General features: G+C 72.3%; 16 protein-coding genes. All 16 read right to left on the bottom strand.

Features of this window, described 5'->3' with window-relative positions; genetic code table 11:
- Nucleotides 1-23 precede the first annotated feature (23 nt).
- The gene (locus tag HQK15_RS10855) at nucleotides 24-326 is read right to left on the bottom strand and encodes a helix-turn-helix domain-containing protein (protein ID WP_173491477.1); all 303 of its coding nucleotides are present in this window, start codon (nucleotides 324-326) and stop codon (nucleotides 24-26) included.
- A gap of 33 nt (nucleotides 327-359) precedes the next feature.
- On the bottom strand, nucleotides 360-857 hold the full coding sequence (locus tag HQK15_RS10850) for a CinA family protein (RefSeq protein WP_173491476.1): 498 nt from the start codon (nucleotides 855-857) through the stop codon (nucleotides 360-362).
- Complete coding sequence (gene pgsA, locus HQK15_RS10845) at nucleotides 854-1,474, bottom strand: CDP-diacylglycerol--glycerol-3-phosphate 3-phosphatidyltransferase (protein WP_173491475.1); 621 nt, start codon at nucleotides 1,472-1,474, stop codon at nucleotides 854-856. The genes HQK15_RS10850 and pgsA overlap by 4 nt, the downstream gene beginning before the upstream one ends.
- A gap of 30 nt (nucleotides 1,475-1,504) precedes the next feature.
- Nucleotides 1,505-1,942: a hypothetical protein gene (locus HQK15_RS10840; RefSeq protein WP_173491474.1), complete on the bottom strand. Its 438-nt coding sequence runs from the start codon at nucleotides 1,940-1,942 to the stop codon at nucleotides 1,505-1,507.
- 2 nt (nucleotides 1,943-1,944) lie between these two features.
- Nucleotides 1,945-4,419: an FtsK/SpoIIIE family DNA translocase gene (locus tag HQK15_RS10835; RefSeq protein ID WP_173491473.1), complete on the bottom strand. Its 2,475-nt coding sequence runs from the start codon at nucleotides 4,417-4,419 to the stop codon at nucleotides 1,945-1,947.
- 322 nt (nucleotides 4,420-4,741) lie between these two features.
- Nucleotides 4,742-5,467: a sirohydrochlorin chelatase gene (locus HQK15_RS10830; protein WP_173491472.1), complete on the bottom strand. Its 726-nt coding sequence runs from the start codon at nucleotides 5,465-5,467 to the stop codon at nucleotides 4,742-4,744.
- Between the two features lie 347 nt (nucleotides 5,468-5,814).
- Nucleotides 5,815-6,531 carry a sirohydrochlorin chelatase gene (locus tag HQK15_RS10825; RefSeq protein ID WP_173491471.1) on the bottom strand — a complete coding sequence of 239 codons (717 nt, stop codon included), beginning with the start codon at nucleotides 6,529-6,531 and terminating at the stop codon, nucleotides 5,815-5,817.
- Nucleotides 6,528-7,649, bottom strand: coding sequence for a uroporphyrinogen-III synthase (locus HQK15_RS10820; RefSeq protein ID WP_367649141.1), 1,122 nt, complete (start codon nucleotides 7,647-7,649; stop codon nucleotides 6,528-6,530). Before HQK15_RS10820 ends, HQK15_RS10825 begins: the two co-directional genes overlap by 4 nt.
- The gene (nirD, locus tag HQK15_RS10815; RefSeq protein ID WP_173491470.1) at nucleotides 7,646-7,981 is read right to left on the bottom strand and encodes a nitrite reductase small subunit NirD; all 336 of its coding nucleotides are present in this window, start codon (nucleotides 7,979-7,981) and stop codon (nucleotides 7,646-7,648) included. Before nirD ends, HQK15_RS10820 begins: the two co-directional genes overlap by 4 nt.
- The gene (nirB, locus tag HQK15_RS10810; RefSeq protein WP_173491469.1) at nucleotides 7,978-10,590 is read right to left on the bottom strand and encodes a nitrite reductase large subunit NirB; all 2,613 of its coding nucleotides are present in this window, start codon (nucleotides 10,588-10,590) and stop codon (nucleotides 7,978-7,980) included. The genes nirD and nirB overlap by 4 nt, the downstream gene beginning before the upstream one ends.
- Before the next feature lie 46 nt (nucleotides 10,591-10,636).
- Nucleotides 10,637-12,115 carry an FAD-dependent oxidoreductase gene (locus HQK15_RS10805; RefSeq protein WP_173491468.1) on the bottom strand — a complete coding sequence of 493 codons (1,479 nt, stop codon included), beginning with the start codon at nucleotides 12,113-12,115 and terminating at the stop codon, nucleotides 10,637-10,639.
- Entirely contained in the window at nucleotides 12,112-14,193 is a 2,082-nt protein-coding gene (locus HQK15_RS10800; RefSeq protein ID WP_173491467.1) for a molybdopterin oxidoreductase family protein, read from the bottom strand. Before HQK15_RS10800 ends, HQK15_RS10805 begins: the two co-directional genes overlap by 4 nt.
- 4 nt (nucleotides 14,194-14,197) lie before the next feature.
- Complete coding sequence (locus HQK15_RS10795; protein ID WP_173491466.1) at nucleotides 14,198-15,751, bottom strand: MFS transporter; 1,554 nt, start codon at nucleotides 15,749-15,751, stop codon at nucleotides 14,198-14,200.
- 165 nt (nucleotides 15,752-15,916) lie between these two features.
- Nucleotides 15,917-17,101 (bottom strand): molybdopterin molybdotransferase MoeA, encoded by a 1,185-nt coding sequence (locus HQK15_RS10790; protein ID WP_173491465.1) that lies wholly within the window; start codon nucleotides 17,099-17,101, stop codon nucleotides 15,917-15,919.
- A complete protein-coding gene (locus HQK15_RS10785) occupies nucleotides 17,098-17,349 on the bottom strand; it encodes a DUF6457 domain-containing protein (RefSeq protein ID WP_173491464.1) in 252 nt (83 codons plus the stop codon). The genes HQK15_RS10790 and HQK15_RS10785 overlap by 4 nt, the downstream gene beginning before the upstream one ends.
- A complete protein-coding gene (gene mobA / locus HQK15_RS10780) occupies nucleotides 17,342-17,911 on the bottom strand; it encodes a molybdenum cofactor guanylyltransferase (RefSeq protein WP_367649154.1) in 570 nt (189 codons plus the stop codon). Before mobA ends, HQK15_RS10785 begins: the two co-directional genes overlap by 8 nt.
- Nucleotides 17,912-17,923: the final 12 nt, after the last annotated feature.

Genomic DNA, 17,923 nt, shown 5'->3' with positions numbered 1-17,923 from the left:
GTCGCGCCCGATCGACAGGAGGATCAGGCGGCCGAGGCGGACACGTCGCCCGGCGCGATCGAGGAGATGCTGGCGATCTGGTCGACCGAGGCCTCTTCGATCTCGAGCATCGCGCTGACGTCGAGCAGCACCTTGGACAGGGGCACCTCGAGGGCTGCGGCCAGGGCGGCGAGCAGCTCGGAGCTGGCCTCCTTCTGGCCTCGTTCGACCTCGGAGATGTAGCCCAGGCTGACCCGGGCCTTGCCCGAGACGTCACGCAGCGTGAGGCCCTGGGAGATCCGGCGCGCGCGGAGCACCTCGCCGACGAGCTGACGCATCGCGGTCATCGGGAACCTCCGTCCATTGCTGCCATGAGAACCTCAACCCTGATCGGACCGGGTTTCTTCCCCCAGCGTAGCGACCAGCCACGACAACAGCGCGGCGACCGTCCCCCTCCGGATCTCGTCACGGTCGCCCGCGAGCGCCAGCAGGGTCGTCTCGACCCCGTCGGGCCCTGCGATCGCGACGTGGACGGTGCCGGCGGGCTTGCCCTCGCTCGGGTCGGGCCCGGCCACTCCCGTCGTCGAGATGCCGTAGGTCGCGCCGAGACGGTCGCGGGCCCCGACGGCCATCTGCGCGGCCACCTCGGAGTCGACGGTGCCGGCCCGGGCGATCAGGGCGGCGTCGACGCCCAGCAGCTCGGTCTTGAGCACCGGCGCGTACGCCACCACGCCGCCGCGCACGACGTCGGAGGCTCCGGGCACGTCGACGAGCGTGGCGCACACCAGCCCGCCGGTCAGCGACTCAGCGGTCGCGACGGTGGCCCCGGCCGACCGGAGCGCCTCGACCGCGTCGGCCGCGTCGGCCGCGATGGTCACGAGGACGCGGCGGCCTTCGACTCGCGGCGCAGGGCGATCGCGTCACGGACGTACTGGACGCCCGTGCTCAGCGTGATCGCGACGGCGCCGGCCATCAGGATGTGCGCGATCCACCGCAGGACGTCGCTGGGGACGTTGTCCCAGATCTCGAAGGGCAGCAGGTAGCCGCCGAGCGCGACGGCCTGCAGCGTCGTCTTGATCTTGCCGCCCTGTCCGGCCGGCATGACGCCGTACTTCTTGACCACGAAGCGCATGAGGGTGATGCCCCACTCGCGCACCAGGACCACGATCGTGACGGTCCAGAACAGCCAGCCGAGCTCCGCGTCGGAGAAGATGATCGCCAGGCCCACGAACGCCATGCCCGTCAACGCCTTGTCGGCGATCGGGTCGGCGAGCTTGCCGAAGTTGGTGACCAGGTCGTACTTGCGAGCGAGGTCGCCGTCGATGCGGTCGGTGATCATCAGCACCACGAACGCGGCCCAGGCCGCGACCCTGAGCCCGACGGACTCGCCGCCGTCAGCGAGCAGGAGCCACCCGAAGAAGGGGACGCCCACGATCCGCACGACCGTGAGGACGTTCGCGATGTTGAGGTTGCTCGGCGTGGTTGCCGCGTCCATGGGTCCCTCTCGGTGGGGTGAAACGACTCCTCAGTATGCGGCAGCGGGTCGACGCTGCGCCAACTGCACCTCGGCCTCGGCCGGTGAGACGTTGGTCGCCACGCCGAGCGGCGAGGTGAAGAACCGCTGCCCGTCGGTGCTGACCACCTTGATGCGCGGGTCGTGGACGAGCCCCTCGCGCCGCTCCACCTTGATCTCGCCCAGCTCGCTCCAGAGCAGGCCGACCCAGCCCTGCTCGGCGCGCAGCCGGATGCCGTGGTCGTCCGCGACGAACAGCGGCGTGCGCGGGTCGCCCACGCCGCGAAGGTAGCTCAGACCCACCACCGCGAGCACCACGGCAGGTGCCACCAAGACGTAGTCGTCGCGGTCGTACGCCAGCCAGCCGAAGCCGCCCGCCAGGCCGAGGCAGACGACGGCGAGCAGGACGTAGAGCCCCGTGCGCCGTCGCACCTCGAACGCGTCGGTCATGGCTAGCCGGCCTGGATCGTGGCCAGGCACTGCTCGAGCTCGTCGGGCTTGACCAGCACGTCGCGAGCCTTCGACCCCTCGCTCGGCCCGACGATGCCGCGGCTCTCCAGGATGTCCATGAGGCGCCCGGCCTTGGCGAAGCCCACGCGCAGCTTGCGCTGCAGCATCGACGTCGACCCGAACTGGGTCGTGACGCACAGCTCGATGGCCTGCAGCACCAGGTCCATGTCGTCGCCGATGTCGTCGTCGATCTCGCGCTTGGCGGCCGCCACGGCGGTGACGTCCTCGCGGTAGATCGGCTGCAGCTGCGTCTTGCAGTGCTCGACGATCGTGTGGATCTCGGCCTCGGTGATCCAGGCCCCCTGCATGCGCATGGCCTTGTTCTGGCCCATCGGCAGGAAGAGGCCGTCACCCTGGCCCACGAGCTTCTCGGCGCCGGGCTGGTCGAGGATGACGCGGCTGTCGGCGAGCGACGACGTCGCGAACGCCAGACGGCTCGGCACGTTGGCCTTGATCAGACCCGTCACGACGTCGACCGACGGCCGCTGCGTCGCGAGGATCAGGTGGATGCCCGCCGCGCGCGCGAGCTGGGTGATGCGGACGATCGAGTCCTCGACGTCGCGCGGGGCGACCATCATCAGGTCGGCGAGCTCGTCGACCACGACCAGCAGGTAGGGGTAGGGCGCCAGCACGCGCTCGCTGCCCGCGGGCAGCTTGACCTGGCCGGCCTTGACCGCCTTGTTGAAGTCGTCGATGTGGCGGTAGCCGAAGTTGGCCAGGTCGTCGTAGCGCATGTCCATCTCGCGCACGACCCACTGCAGCGCCTCGGCCGCCTTCTTGGGGTTGGTGATGATCGGCGTGATCAGGTGCGGGACGCCCTCGTAGGCCGTCAGCTCGACCCGCTTGGGGTCGACCATGATCATGCGGACCTCCTCGGGCGTCGAGCGCATGAGGATCGAGGAGATCATCGAGTTGACGAACGAGGACTTGCCGGAGCCGGTCGCGCCCGCCACGAGCAGGTGGGGCATCTTGGCGAGGTTGGCGACGACGTAGCCGCCCTCGACGTCCTTGCCGAGGCCGATGACCATCGGGTGGTGGTCGCTGCGCGCCTTGGCCGAGCGGAGGACGTCGCCGAGCGACACCATCTCCTTGTCGACGTTGGGGATCTCGACACCGATCGCGGACTTGCCGGGGATCGGGCTCAGGATGCGGACCTCGTTGGAGGCGACGGCGTAGGCGATGTTCTTGGACAGCGCCGTGACCTTCTCGACCTTGACCGCGGGGCCGAGCTCGACCTCGTAGCGGGTGACGGTCGGTCCACGGGTGTAGCCGGTGACGGCCGCGTCGATCTGGAACTGCTCCAGCACCTCGGTGAGACGCTCGACGACCTCGTCGGACGCCTTGGAGCGTGCCTTGTGGGGCGACCCCTCACGCAGCATCGTGCTGTCGGGCAGGGAGTAGACGACGTCGCCCGAGAGGGCGAGCTGCTCGGCACGGGCCGGGATGGGCTCCATGGGAGGCAGCTCGGCCTCGACGTCGTCCTCGGGGACGGCCTCGGCCGCGGGCTCGAAGACCCGGGCCGGCGCCGGGCGGGCGTCGGCGGGCTCGTCGATGAGGGGGTTCTCGTAGGGCTCGTCGTCGGCGACGATCGGCGTCTTGGGGTGCCGGCGCTTCTTGGGCTCCTCGACGACCGGCTCCTCGACCTCGGGCTTGCGACCCAGGGCCATGTCACGGATATCGCGGAGGCGGTCGGGGACGGCATAGACCGGCGTGTTGGTCACGACGAGCAGGCCGAACGCCACGACGAGCACGAGGATCGGCGAGACGACGTACGCGCTGTTGAGCAGGTCCATCGGGATCGCGGAGAACAGGAAGCCGACGGCTCCCCCGGCCTCACGCATCGCGTCGGGATCGGGGTCGCTGGGGCGCGGCACGTCGTGGGCGATGTGCACCAGGCCCAGGATGCCGCCGCAGATCGCGGCCCAGCCGATGACCTGGCGGCCGGCGGGACCGTTGCGGTCGGGGTGGCGCAGCGTGCGCCAGGCGATGACGACCAGCACGATCGGGACGGCCCAGGCGAGCAGGCCGACGGCGCTGGAGGTCGCGTCGCGGACGGCGTTGCCGACGGCGCCGGGCATGTCGGACCAGACCGACCCGGCCACGACGATGCCCAGGGCGAGGATGCCGAAGCCGACGCCGTCACGGCGCTGCTCGGGATCGAGGTCGCGGGCACTGTGACCGATGCTGCGGGCGATCGCGCCCACGACACCGGCGATGCCGAGCCAGAAGGCCGTCGAGGCGCGCAGGATCGCGCCGAGGACAGCAGCAAGGGGGCCAGGTCCGGTCTTCTTGCTCGGCGCGGGTCGGCGGGCGGCAGGCTTGCGGGCCTGGGGCTTGCGCTTGTTCGCGGCGGGCTTCTTGCGGGCCTGGCTGCCGGACGGCCGCTTGCGCGGCGGGGAAGTCGTTCGGGTCGCCATGGTCAAAGGGTAAAGCACAGGTCGAAGGTTGACCGGGAACCACGCCGCGGAGCCGACACCCTGTCCCGGGGCGGTGGGAGGTGGATCCTCAACCTCATACGCGATCCCCGCACCCCGGGGAGGTGGATCCTCAACCTCATACGCGATCCCCGCACCCCGGGGAGGTGGATTCACCACCTCATACGAACTCCCCACACTTTGGGAGGTGGATCCACAACCTCATACGCGCACATGAGGTTGTCGATCCACCTCCTCCACGGGCGTGAGGTTGCAGATCCACCTCCTCCGCGGGTGTGAGGTTGCAGATCCACCTCCCCGGGGGTCAGTGCGAGGCGAGGTGGGGGCCGGGGTCGCCGCCGACGGAGGTCCAGCCTCCGCGCGACCGGGCCCGGGCAAGCACCAGGGAGACGAGCCGCTGGTCGGGCGGTCCCCCGTCGAGCAGCGGCTCGGTGACGACGTCGGCCCCGGCGGCGACGATCGCGTCGTGGGTCGCCCCCGGCGTCAGCAGGTAGGTCGAGACCACGACCCGCTTGCCGTACGCCCGCGCGACGTCGACCGCGTCGGCCAGCGGCGTGTCAGGACCACCCAGGGTGCCGACGTGCACGCGCCCGCCCCAGACGGCGCTGAGGAGCCGTGCGGCCTTGCCGACGTCGGAGACGGCCCGGTCGTCGATCGCGGCGTCGGCGGCGAGGACGATCGTGTCGCCAGCTCGGGCCCCGGCCTCGAACAGGCGTCGTACGCCGACCTCCGCGAGCACCCAGTCGGGCCCGAGCGGCGCGGTGACCGTCACGGCGGGGTCGAGGTGCGAGGCCTGGACGATGTCGACGCTGACCGGTCGGTCGTACGCCAGCATGAGCGGCACGACCCCCCGGGGCCCGGCGGTCTCCCCCACGACCTCGGCGATCCGGGGCACCTGCACGTCGACGAAGGCGTCGACGACGTCGAGGTCCTGCGCCTCGCGCCGCACGGCGTTGACCAGCCCGGCGAACGCGGAACGTCCGCGCGGGCTGTCCGAGCCGTGGGCGCACAGGATCAGGGTGCGGTTCACGATGACCTCCGGGACCGACCGACCGAGGAACCCGAGATGTCCGCGGTGAGCCGGGGTGGGCGCGCAGCTGTCGACGGAACACCCCCGTTGGCTCCGCCGACAGCTCGCACCTCCCCGAAGGCGCCGTGTCCTGCAGGCTCCGCTGCCGTTGCGTGAACGGTGACGGTGGCCGCGGACGCGGCGTGGGAGGAGTGTTCCGACGATCCACGGGTGCCACGGTCGTGCATACGCCACCCCTTCGATCGTCGGATCAGGGTCTCCCCATCAGCACCTTCAGCCTCGGTGACGGCTGTTTCGCACCGGTTAACTCAGGTGCTGGTTTTGGTTACAAGTCGCCGGATGGGCCCTCAGCGTGTCGCGACGGGCGTCACGGCCGCCCAGTCGAGGCCCTCCGCGGCCTCGGCGAAACGGTCGAGCACCAGCGAGACCATCGCCGGGTCGACCGTCGTGCCGTCGAGCAGCGGCCGCGTGACGACGTCGGCACCCGCGGCGTGGAGCCGGTCGAAGAAGAACCCGGGCGCCATGAGGTAGGACGCGATCACGACCCGGCGACCGGCCGCGGTCGCCTCGCGGACGACGTCGCCGATCGACGCGCCCGTGCCCCCGACGAAGCCCACGGGGACCGGTGCGCCCCATGCCTCACCCAGGAGCCTCGCCGCCCGCCGGACGCTGCACCACGCACAGGGGTCGTTCGACCCGGCCGCAGCGAGCACGACCACGTCGTCCCGTGTGGCGCCGGCCTCGGCGAGCCGTCGCATCATGACGTCGGTCAGACGGTCGTCGACGCCGAGCGTCCCGGCGGCCGCGGCCCACGGGCGCCGGGCTGCGTCGTTGATGTCGACGCGCACGTGGAATCCCGGCGCTAGCAGCAGGGGCACGACGACAGCGAGGCCGTCGACCAGGTCGACCGCCGTGTCGACCCGTGGCATCTGCACGTCGACGAACGCCTCGCGCACGTCGAGGTGCGGGGACGCCTCGGCGACGGCCGACACCAGGGCGGTGATCGCGGTGCGGGCCGCCGGGACGTCGGTGCCGTGGCTGGTGGCGACGAGCGAGATCGTCATGCGGTCCCCCCCTCCTGCACCGCGAGGCGGTAGCCGCGCTTGACGACGGTCTGGACGATCGGGCGCCCGACGGCCTCGCGCAGACGGGCGACGGCCACCTCGGCGGAGTGCGGGTCGTCGGAGTCGCCGGGCAGCACCTGCAGCAGCTCCTCGCGCGAGCGGACGGTCCCGGGCTCACGAGCCAGGGCCCGCAGGATCGCGAGGCCGCTGGGCGAGACCGGCAGGACGACGTGGTCGAGCGTCGCGGCCGTCGCCCGGACGCGCAGGTCGCCGCCGGTGGTCGGGACGCTGTCGGACGCGTCGCCGAGATACATCACGAGCGAGCGGACCATCGCGCCGAGCCGCGCACGATCGGGCAGCAGCGGGTCGAACCCGGCGTTGCGGAGCGGGTCGGCCGTCACGTGGCCGACGGCGGCGAGCGTCAGGCGGCGCTCCTTCTCCAGGCGCCGCAGGTCGTCGGCCGCGCCGAGCCGCTCGACCGACCCGAGCCATGCCGAGGCGCCCGGCGCCGACGTGAAGACCACGGAGTCGTAGGCCCCCGCCGCCGCGTCGCGCACCGAGCGCTCGACGGCCTCGGGGTCGGGCGGCGGGCCCCAGCGGTAGACGACGAGGCCGAACGGACGTCCACCCGCGGCCGCGAGGCGTCGCTCGAGGCCGTCATCGCCGGCGCCGTGGTGCTGCACCGCGATCGACAGGCCCTCGACGCCCTCGGTGACCAGGAAGTCGGCGATCTCCGCCGACGTCTCGGACTCGGCCACCCAGTCGGGCACGAGCCCGGCGGCCTGCAGCGCACCGCGCGCCTTGGGCCCGCGCGCCACGAGCCGCATCGACTGCAGGGCCTCGACCAGCTCACCCCCGATGCCGGCCGCCTCGGCGGTGTCGAGCCAGCCGCGGAAGCCGATGCCGGTCGTCACGACGACGACGTCGGCACCGGTGGCGATCATCTGGCGGGTCTGCGCGAGCAGCGTGTCCTCGTCGATGTGCGACTCGACGCCGAGCGACGCCGCGATCGTGACCTCGGCCCCGCGGCGCCCGAGCGCGAGCGCGAGATCGGCGGCCCGCCGCTGGGCGGTCACCAGGATCTGCGCGCCGGCGAGCACCGGGCCGAGGGTCGTCACGCCGCCGCGCTCCCGACCTCGACCCAGCCGTCGGCGACCCGGGTCGGCCAGACCTGCAGCGAGACGGCGGGGTCGTCGAGGCACTGGCCGGTCACCAGGTCGAACGACTGCTTGTGCATCGGCGAGGCGACGGTCGGCGTGCCGAGCCGGCTGCCCACGAGCCCGCGGGCCATGACGTTGGCGTGGCTGAACGGGTCGAGGTGGTCGACCGCGTGGATCGCACCGGAGTCGCTGAGCCGGAAGATCGCGACCTGGTGCCCGTCGACCAGGGCTGCGGCCCCACGGTCCGGCACGAGGTCGTCGACCGCGCACACGCGTGTCCAGGTCGTCATGCCAGCACCTCCTTCGGTCGCACGGGCAGGCTCGCTCCCGCGATCAGCACGGCCCGCTCGGCCTCGTCGGCCGGTCGACGTTGACCCCGCTCCTCGACGTAGACGAGGTCGGGATCCGGTGTCTCGGGGGCGTTGACGAACGAGGCGAACCGTTGCAGCTTCTTCTCATCGGCCAGTGTGGCAGCCCACTCGTCCTCGTACGCGCCGACGTGCGCCTCCATCGCGGCGTCGAGGTCGGCGGCGATGCCCAGGCTGTCCTCGAGGACGACCGCGCGCACCGCGTCGATGCCGCCCTCGACCGACTCGAGCCACGGCGCCGTGCGCTGCAGACGGTCGGCGGTGCGGACGTAGTACATGAGGAAACGGTCGATCGCGCGGACCAGCTCCTCGGTGGTGAGGTCCTCGGCGAACAGCTGGGCGTGCCGGGGGGTGAAGCCGCCGTTGCCGCCGACGTACATGTTCCAGCCCTGGTCGGTCGCGATGATGCCGACGTCCTTGCCGCGGGCCTCGGCGCACTCGCGGGCACAGCCCGACACCCCCAGCTTGAGCTTGTGGGGCGACCGCAGGCCGCGGTAGCGCAGCTCGAGGTCGATCGCGAGCGTCGTGGAGTCCTGCACGCCGTAGCGGCACCACGACTGCCCCACGCACGACTTCACGGTGCGCAGCGACTTGCCGTATGCGTGCCCGGACTCGAACCCCGCGTCGACGAGCCGCTTCCAGATGCCGGGCAGCTGCTCGATGCGCGCGCCGAACAGGTCGATGCGCTGACCGCCGGTGATCTTGGTGTAGAGCCCGTAGTCGGCCGCGACCTGACCGATGACGATGAGTCCCTCGGGAGTGACCTCGCCGCCGGGGATGCGCGGGACGACGGAGTAGGTACCGTCCTTCTGCAGGTTGGCCATGACGTGGTCGTTGGTGTCCTGCAGCGCCGCGTTCTCGCCGTCGAGGACGTGTCCCTTGCCGAGCGACGACAGGATCGAGGCCGCGACGGGACGGCAGATGTCGCAGCCGTGACCCGTGCCGTGCTGGGCGACGAGCTCGCTGAACGTCGAGATCTCGCTGACGCGGACGATGTCGAACAGCTGGGCGCGGGTGAACGCGAAGTGCTCGCAGAGCGCGTTGCTGACCTCGATGCCGGCCTCGGACAGCTGCACGTCGACGAGCTTCTTGACCAGCGACACGCACGACCCGCAGCTCGTGCCCGCCTTGGTGCAGGCCTTCACGCCGGCGAGGTCGGTGCACCCCTCGTCGGTCACGGCGCACCGGACCTGACCGGCCGTGACGTTGTTGCACGAGCAGACGGTGGCGTCGTCGGGCAGGGCGCTGCCGCTGGGCGGCTCCATGCCCTCCGGCAGGAGCCAGCCGGTCGGGTCGCTGCCGAGCGCCCGGCCGACCATGGGTCGCAGGTTGGTGTACGCGCTCGCGTCGCCCACGAGCATGCCGCCGAGCAGGGTCTGGGCGTCGTCGCTCATGACAAGCTTCTTGTAGACGCCGGCGGTCGGGTCGGCGTAGACGACCTCGAGGCTGCCGTTGGTCGCGGCGAACGCGTCGCCGAAGCTCGCGACGTCGACGCCCAGGAGCTTGAGCTTGGTCGACAGGTCGGCGCCCTCGAACGTCGCCGTGCCACCGAGCAGCCGGTCGGCGACGACCTCGGCCATCGTGTAGCCCGGTCCGACCAGGCCCCAGACCCGTCCGGCGATCTGGGCGACCTCGCCGATCGCATAGATCGACTCGTCGCTCGTCAGGCACCCGGGGTCGGCCACGACACCGCCGCGCTCGCCGACCTCGAGGCCGCTGTCGCGGGCGAGCTCGTCGCGGGGACGCACGCCCGTCGCGAAGACCACGACGTCGGCGGCGATCTTCTCGCCGTCGGCGAACTGCAGGCGCGACACCTTGCCGTCGCGGCCGGCCTTGAGCCTGGAGGTCGCGGTCGAGGTGCGGACCGAGACGCCCATCTGCTCGATGATCCGGCGCAGCGCCCCGCCCCCGGCGCGGTCGACCTGCAGCGGCATGAGCCACTCGGCGAACTCGACCACGGTCGTGTCGGCGCCGAGCGCCGTCAGCGCTCCGGCGGCCTCGAGGCCCAGCAGGCCACCGCCGACGACGGCGCCCTTGACCTTGCGCCCGAGGGCCGCCTCGCGGTCGAGCACCCACTGCCGCAGCTCGGCGACGTCGTCGACCGTGCGGTAGACGAAGCAGCCGGGCAGGTCGGAGCCGGAGACCGGGGGCACGGTGGCGTACGACCCCGTGGCCAGGACCAGCTTGTCGTAGTCGAACGTCGTGCTGCGCGCATGGACCTGGCGGGCCTCGCGGTCGATCCGGCTCACGACCGAGCCACGGTAGAGGCGGACGCCGGGACGCCTCCAGAGGCTGCCGTCGCCTAGCAGGAGGTCCTCGGGGTCGCGGTCGGAGAAGAACGACGTCAGGGCCACGCGGTCGTACGGCGGACGGGTCTCGTCACCGAACACCTCGATGTCCCAGGACTGGTCGGCGCCCCGCTCGACGAGCGCCTCGACGAGGCGGTGGGCGACCATGCCCGCGCCGACGACGGCGAGCTTCTTCTTCGCGGGGCCGGGCTGCTCGGCGGGCAAGGCCTGTTCGGTGGTCATGTCGTGAACAGTAGGAACGGCAGATGTCATCGCAGAGGTCTCCGTGTTACCTGGTGGGAACAGTTGTCTCACGGCCGGAGCCGTCGGGCTGTGAGGTCGTGGGCACGGGCGGCGGATCGGTGGTCTGCAGCCAGTCGACGATGCCGCACACCAGCTGCGTGCAGCCACCGCACCCGGTGGTGGCGAGCGTCGCGTCGGCCAGGGCCTCGACCGTCGTCGCTCCCCCGTCCCACGCGTGCACGAGGTCACCCTTGGTGACGCCGTTGCAGCGGCACACCGTGGTGGCCGCCGGCATCGCGGTCGGCGAGGCGCTCTCGGTGGCCCCGATCCCGGACGTGCCCATCAGCAGGTGCATCGGATCGGCCGGGAGCATCCCCGGGCGGTCGAACTGGGTCGACAGGTGGGCCGCGAGGTCGGGCGCGCCGACGCAGGTGACGCCCACGAGCGTGTCGCCGCGGACCACGAGCTCGACGTGGCGACGCTCGCGACGGTCCGACAAGGTGACGACGCGGTCGTCCGGGCGAGCGGTGGACGTGCGGGCACCCATCGTCACGACGCTCATGCCGACCGCCTTGAGCCGCATCGCCGATCCGGCGACGGTCGGCAGCTCGAGCTCCGACGCGTGGGCGATGCTGCGCGCGAGCGCCCGCGCCTGGGCCCAGCCCGGGGCGACGAGGCCGCTCACGCCGGCCGGTGTCTCGGCGCAGTCACCGATCGCGCAGACGGCGAGGTCCGCGGGCGTCCGCAGGTCGTGGCCGACGACGATGCCCACGTTGGTGTCGAGCCCCGCCTCGGCTGCGAGGGTCGTGTCGGGTGCAGATCCGCAGGCCAGCACGACGATGCCGGCCGGGAAGGTCCGACCGTCGGCCAGGTGCACCGCGTCGACCCGACCGGCGTGCACGCCGACCGACGCGACCTGGGCGTCCGTCACGACCTCGATCCCGAGGGACGCGGCCTGGTCGGCGGCGACCGAGGCGACCTCGGGGTCGAGATCGCGGTTGAGCAGGTCGGACGCCGCGACGAGCGTCACGGCGATCCCCCGGTGCCGGAGCGCGCAGGCCGCCTCGACGCCCAGCGGGCCGGCCCCGATCACGACCGCGTCGGACGCGTTGAGGGTCGCAGCGGTGATGTCGCGGGCATCATCGAGCCGCCGGACCACGTGGGCCCCGCGGGGCAGCCCGTCCCGCAGACCCGGCACCGGGATCACGCGGGCCTGCGCGCCGGTCGCCAGCACCAGCACGTCGTACGCGAAGTCACCGTCAGCGGTGACGACGGTGCGTCGCTCACGATCGATCTCGAGCGCGCGGACACCGGCCCGCACGCGGACCCGACCGTGGTCGGGCGTCGGCAGGGTCAGGCCGGCCAGGTCGACCCGGCCAGCGATCAGCTCGGTCAGCATGACCCGGTTGTAGGGCTCGTACGACTCGTCGCCGAGCAGGTCGATCTCGACCTGGGGGGCCAGCCGGCCCAGCTCGTCCACGAAGCGGTTGCCGACCATGCCGGCACCGACGACCACGACCTTCATGCGTCCTCCTTGGCAATCTGCACGGCGCACACCTTGAACTCCGGCATGCCCGAGATCGGGTCAGTCGCCGCGTTGGTGACGGCGTTGACCATCCCCTCGTCCGCGAAGTGGAACGGCACGAACACGGTGTCGGGCCGGATGTCGGGGCTCACGCGCGCCTGCGCGACCATCGAGCCGCGCTTGGACGTGATGCGGATGTCGTCGACGCCCTCCACGCCGATGCGCGCCGCCAGCACCGGGTGGATCTCGACGTACGCCCGGGGCATCGAGTCGTTGAGCCTGGCGACGCGGCGGGTCTGTGCTCCCGACTGGTAGTGCTGCAGCACGCGACCGGTCACGAGCCAGACGGGTGCCTCGGCGCGCAGGCCGTCGTCGGGGCCGACCTCGCGGACCGGCACCATCCGCGCCCGCCCGTTGGCGGTGGGGAACGCGTCGGCGAACAGGCGCGGCGTCCCGGGGTGGCTCTCGTCGGGGCACGGCCAGTAGAGCGCCTCCCCCGCGTCGAGCCGCTCGTAGGAGATGCCCGCGTAGTCGGCGCGTCCCCCGGCGCTGGCCCGGCGAAGCTCGTCGTAGACCTCGCGCGGCTTCGTCGACCACGTGCCGGGTGCGTCGAGCCGGCGAGCCAGCTCGGCGAAGACCTCGAGCTCGGACCACACTCCCGCCGGCGGGTCGACGGCCTTGCGGCGGCGCAGCACGCGGCCCTCCAGACCGGTCATGGTGCCCTCCTCCTCGGCCCACTGCGTCACGGGCAGGACGTAGTCGGCGAGCATCGCCGTCTCCGACGGGACGAAGTCGCACACCACGACGAGGTCGAGGGCCTCGACCCTGCGCCGCACGACCTGGGCGTCGGGCGAGCTGACGAGCAGGTTGCTGCCGTGCACGAACAGCGCGCGCGGACCGTCCGGCTGCGCCAGGCTCATCAGCAGCTCGACCGCCGGCACGCCGGGGCCCGGGATGACGTCCGGGTCGACGCCCCACACCGCGGCGACGTGCTCGCGCGCGGCGGGGTCGGCGATCATCCGGTAGCCCGGCAGCTGGTCGGCCTTCTGGCCGTGCTCGCGTCCCCCCTGCCCGTTGCCCTGTCCGGTGATCGCGCCGTACCCGCCGCGCTCGGCGCCGACCAGGCCCAGCGCGAGAGCCAGGTTGATGACCGCCGTGACCGTGTCGGTGCCGTCGGCGTGCTGCTCGGAGCCACGTCCCGTGAGCAGGAACGCTCCGCGACCACCGCCGTGGGGGCTCGCGTGGGCCAGGGTGCGCGCGATCCGGCGCAGCTGCGTCTCGGGCACCCCGGTCGTCGCGGCGACCCGCTCCGGCCACCACTCGGCCACGCTGCGCCGGACGTCCTCGACACCGTCGACACGGGCTGCGAGGTAGTCGACGTCGGCCAGCCCCTCGGCCAGGACGATGTGCAGCAGGCCGAGCAGCAGGACCAGGTCGGTGCCGGGCACCAGCTGCACGTGCTCCCCCGCACCGCCGTCGGTCAGGCGTGCGGTGGCACTGCGCCGCGGGTCGACGACGATCAGGCCGCCCCGCTCGCGGACCGGCCCGAGGTGCTGCACCGCCGGCGGCATCGTGTCGGCGAGGTTGCTGCCCAGCAGGACGACGACGTCGGCGTCGTTGAGGTCGGTCAGCGGGAACGGCAGCCCGCGGTCGACGCCCAGCGACCGGTTGGCGGCCGCCGCGGCCGACGACATGCAGAAGCGTCCGTTGTAGTCGATGTTGCGGGTGCGCAGGGCGAGCCGCGCGAACTTGCCGAGCTGGTAGGCCTTCTCGTTGGTCAGCCCGCCGCCACCGAACACGGCGATCGCGTCAGGGCCGGACTCGCCGCTGATCGCCGTCACCCGCGACGCGATGTCGTCGAGGGCCTCGTCCCACGAGACCGCCTCGAACCCTCCGCCGACCCGGCGCAGCGGCGCGGTGATGCGGTCGGCGACCCCCAGCACCTCGGCGCTCGTCCAGCCCTTCTGGCACATCCCGCCGACGTTGGTCGGGAACGCCCGCGGCTCCGCGGCGAGGGGCTCGCCGCGGAGCGTCTGGGCGCACTGCAGGGCGCAGTACGGGCAGTGGGTCTCGGTCACCCGGTCAGACCCCGACCTTGGTCATGATCGACTTCGGCCGCAGGTAGAAGGCCCACGTCACGGTGAGGCACACGACGTAGAACACCGTGAAGGCCAGGAAGGCGCCCTTGACCGCGTCGACCGGGTCGGCGACCCACGGGGCGCTGAACGTGATCGGGATGAGGAACCCGCCCAGCGCACCGACTGCTCCGGCGATGCCGATGACGGCGGAGGCCTCCTTGGGGGCCTTCTTCTCGGCCGCCTCGCGCTCCGGGGAGCCCTCGGCTCCCTTCGTCAGCGCATAGCTCTTCTGGATCAGCGGGATCATCCGGTACGTCGAGCCGTTGCCGATGCCGGTCGCAGCGAAGACGAACAGGAACGCGGCGAGGAACCACGGGAAGATGTCGGAGTTGTGGTCGACGGCGGCCCGGACGGCGTCTGCGTACTGGAACGTCGCCGGGTCAGGAGCCGGCGCACCGGCGGCCGGCTTCGGCACGGCGTCCAGCTGGGCCAGCGAGACCATGACCGCGATCGTGCCGAGGATCATCGCGACGAACGTGCCGAACGTGACCCGTGCACCGCCGAACCGGTCGGCGAGCCAGCCGCCGAGCGGACGGGTGAACGAGCCGACCAGGGCGCCGAGGAAGGCGTAGTAGGCGAAGTTGATGCCGATGCCGGGCACCTCGGGCAGCGGCTGGTTGTAGAAGTTGATCTTGATCAGCAGGGGCATCGCCGCGGAGTAGCCGATGAACGAGCCGAACGTGCCGATGTAGAGGAAGGACATGACCCACGTGTGCTTGTACTTCACGACCGCGAGCTGCTCACGCGGCCTGGAGTAGGCGGCGGTGAGGTTGTTCATGAAGAAGTACGCCGCGACGGCGGCCACCACCGCGAGCGCCGCGTAGAGGTAGCCGGCCCGCTGCAGGACGATCCCGCTCTGGCTGGCCTTGACCAGGCCGAACGCTCCCGCGCCGCCGACGATGATCGGCAGGAAGAACTGGATGACCGAGACGCCGAGGTTGCCGCCCGCGGCGTTGAGGCCGAGCGCCGTGCCCTTGTGGCGCATCGGGTAGAAGAAGTTGATGCTCGCCATCGACGACGCGAAGTTGCCGCCGCCCACGCCGGCCGTCGCGGCGATGACGATGAAGACCCAGTAGGGCGTCTCGGGCCGCTGCACGAAGTGGGCGAACAGCAGGGTCGGCAGCACCAGCATCAAGGCGCTGAAGACGGCCCAGTTGCGCCCACCGAACTTGGGCACCGCGAACGTGTAGGGCAGCCGCAGCAGCGAGCCGACCAGGTTGGGCACCGCGATGAGCCAGAACAGCTGCTGGGGCGAGAACGCGAAGCCGACCTTGGTGAGCAGCGCCGCGCTGACGCTCCAGAGCAGCCAGACCGAGAAGCCGAGGTGCTCGCCGAAGATCGACCAGATCAGGTTGCGCCGGGCGACCCGCTTGCCGGTGGACTCCCAGAAGGCGGGGTTCTCGGGGTCCCACTCCTCGATCCATCGCCCGGTGCGGCGACGGGAGGGTGGCGGTGTGGCCGACGGGTGGTCGGGAGGGCTGGTGACGACGCTGGTCATGGGACGCTCCGAGGTCGGCGACCCGGCACGGTGCCAGATCTCGTGCGACTGAACCTAGGGAGCGCGTGTTTCGCCGGTGTGTGTCGTCGCGTCAGCGGTGCGTAACACTCTCTACACGGTGCGGTGGGTCCGACTGTGAGATCGGCGGACGGCAGCGCCGAGGTGTCAGGTTGTCGCTCGCCAGAGCGGCTCGAGCACCTCGAGCGACTCCCCTGCGCGGACGCCCGGACGCGGCACCACGAGCAGTCCGTCGGACACCGCGAGGCCTCGCAGCATCGACGACGCCGTCCAGCCCGTTGGCACGGCCACGCCGTCCTGCCGGGAGAACGGGAGGATGCGGGTGGCGCGGTCGAAAGCCTCGACGTCGACGCCCGACGTCTCACGGCGCTCCTCGACGCCGCGGGCACCCGTCATCGTGAGCAGCACCGGGTGCACCACTGCCATGAACCCCACGAGGGCCGCGAACGGGTTGCCGGGCAGGCAGGCCACCAGGCGTCCGTCGGGCAGGACGGCGAGCAGCGTCGGCCCGCCCGGACGGACGGCGATCGTGTCGACCACGACCGTCGCGCCGACCAGGCCCAGCAGGTCACGGACGTGGTCGGCGTCGCCCACCGCGGTGCCGCCGGTCGTCACCACGACGTCGGCGGTCGAGGCCCTCAGCGCGCCGGTCAGGGCCTCGAGGTCGTCACCGACCAGACCCACCTCACCGGCGACACCTCCTGCGGCGCGGGTCGTCCCCGACAGGAGCGGGCCGATCGAGTCGCGGGCCGCTCCGGGCGCCGGCAGCCCACGACGCACGATCTCGTCGCCCGACACGATCAGGTCGACCGTCGGAGCCCCGAGCACCTGCAGCGTGTCGTGGCCGCTCGCCGCACTGACGGCCAGCGATACCGGGTCGAGGCGGGTGCCGCCGGGCAGGACGACCTCCCCGACCCTCAGCTCCTCACCCTGGGCGCGGACGTCGTGCCGGCTGGGCTCCCTGCCGTCAGGCGGGGTCCAGCGCAGCTGCGTGCCGTCGGACGTCCCGTGCTCGAAGCGGACGATCGCGGTGGTCCCTGCAGGCACCGCTCCGCCGGTGCCGATGCCGACGGCGTCCCCCGGCGTGAGCACCGTCGCGGGCGGCCGGCCGTTGACGACCCGGCCGCGCACCGTCCACGGACCGTCGCCCGAGACCGCCCAGCCGTCCATCGCCGAGACGTCGGCCGACGGCAGGTCGACCAGCGACCGCAGGTCGTCGGCGAGCACCCGGCCGGCGGCCAGGTCGATCGCGACCAGCTCGCTCGGCACAGGCTTGGCGAGCGAGGCCGCGAGCGTACGGACGTCGTGCCACTCCCCCCGGACCAGCGTCACGCGTCGTCGTCCCACTGCTCGATCGCGCGGTGCACCCGGGCCAGCACCTCGGCGACCCGCTCGGGATCGCCACCGGCCTGACCGACCGCGACGCCGACCAGATAGGTCGTCAACGGTGCGGCGGGACGCATGACCCCGTGCGCCGCGTCGGCGGCGAGGTCGAGCACGGCGTCGACGTCGAGCACCTGCTCGATGCCCAGATCCTGTGCGAGGCCGGCCGCCCAGCGCGGCAGCGATCGTTCATCCACGGCTGGTCTCCTCCGTGAGGCGTGCCAGGTCGGCCGGCGAGTCGATGTCGGCCAGCACGTCGTCGGGCAGGTCGAGCTCGTCGAGGTGCAGCGACCTGGTCACCTGGCCGACGCCGAGGTCGGTCAGCGGCACGTGCTCCTCGAGCGCCGCGCGGAGCGACGCCGAGCGATAGACCGCGAGCAGCGGCTGCCGGCGCCCGTCGGACGAGCGCGCGACGACGCCGTCGGCGTCGCTGCCGGCCGCGTGCACCAGCAGGGCGGGCACCGCCTCGGCGGCACGGGGCACGTCGGCGGCGAGGACGACCACGATCGCGGCGACGTCGTCACCGAGCGCGGCCAGGCCCGCGCCGATCGCCGCAGCGGGTCCGGCGAAGGGCGGGTCCTCGCGGACCGCGACTGCCCGCTCCGGGGTGCCGGCGACCCCGGCCGGGCCGACCACGACCAGCCGCCGAGCCGATGCGACGGCGTCGCACGCAGCGGCCAGGATCGGCCGTCCGTCGACGACGAGCGTCATCTTGTCGACGCCACCCATCCGCCGCGACCGACCGCCCGCGAGGACGATCGCATCGTGCGC

It is taken from the genome of Aeromicrobium stalagmiti (assembly GCF_013283745.1).
GTDB lineage: Bacteria > Actinomycetota > Actinomycetes > Propionibacteriales > Nocardioidaceae > Aeromicrobium > Aeromicrobium stalagmiti.
This window is presented reverse-complemented; position numbering and strand designations above follow the sequence as displayed.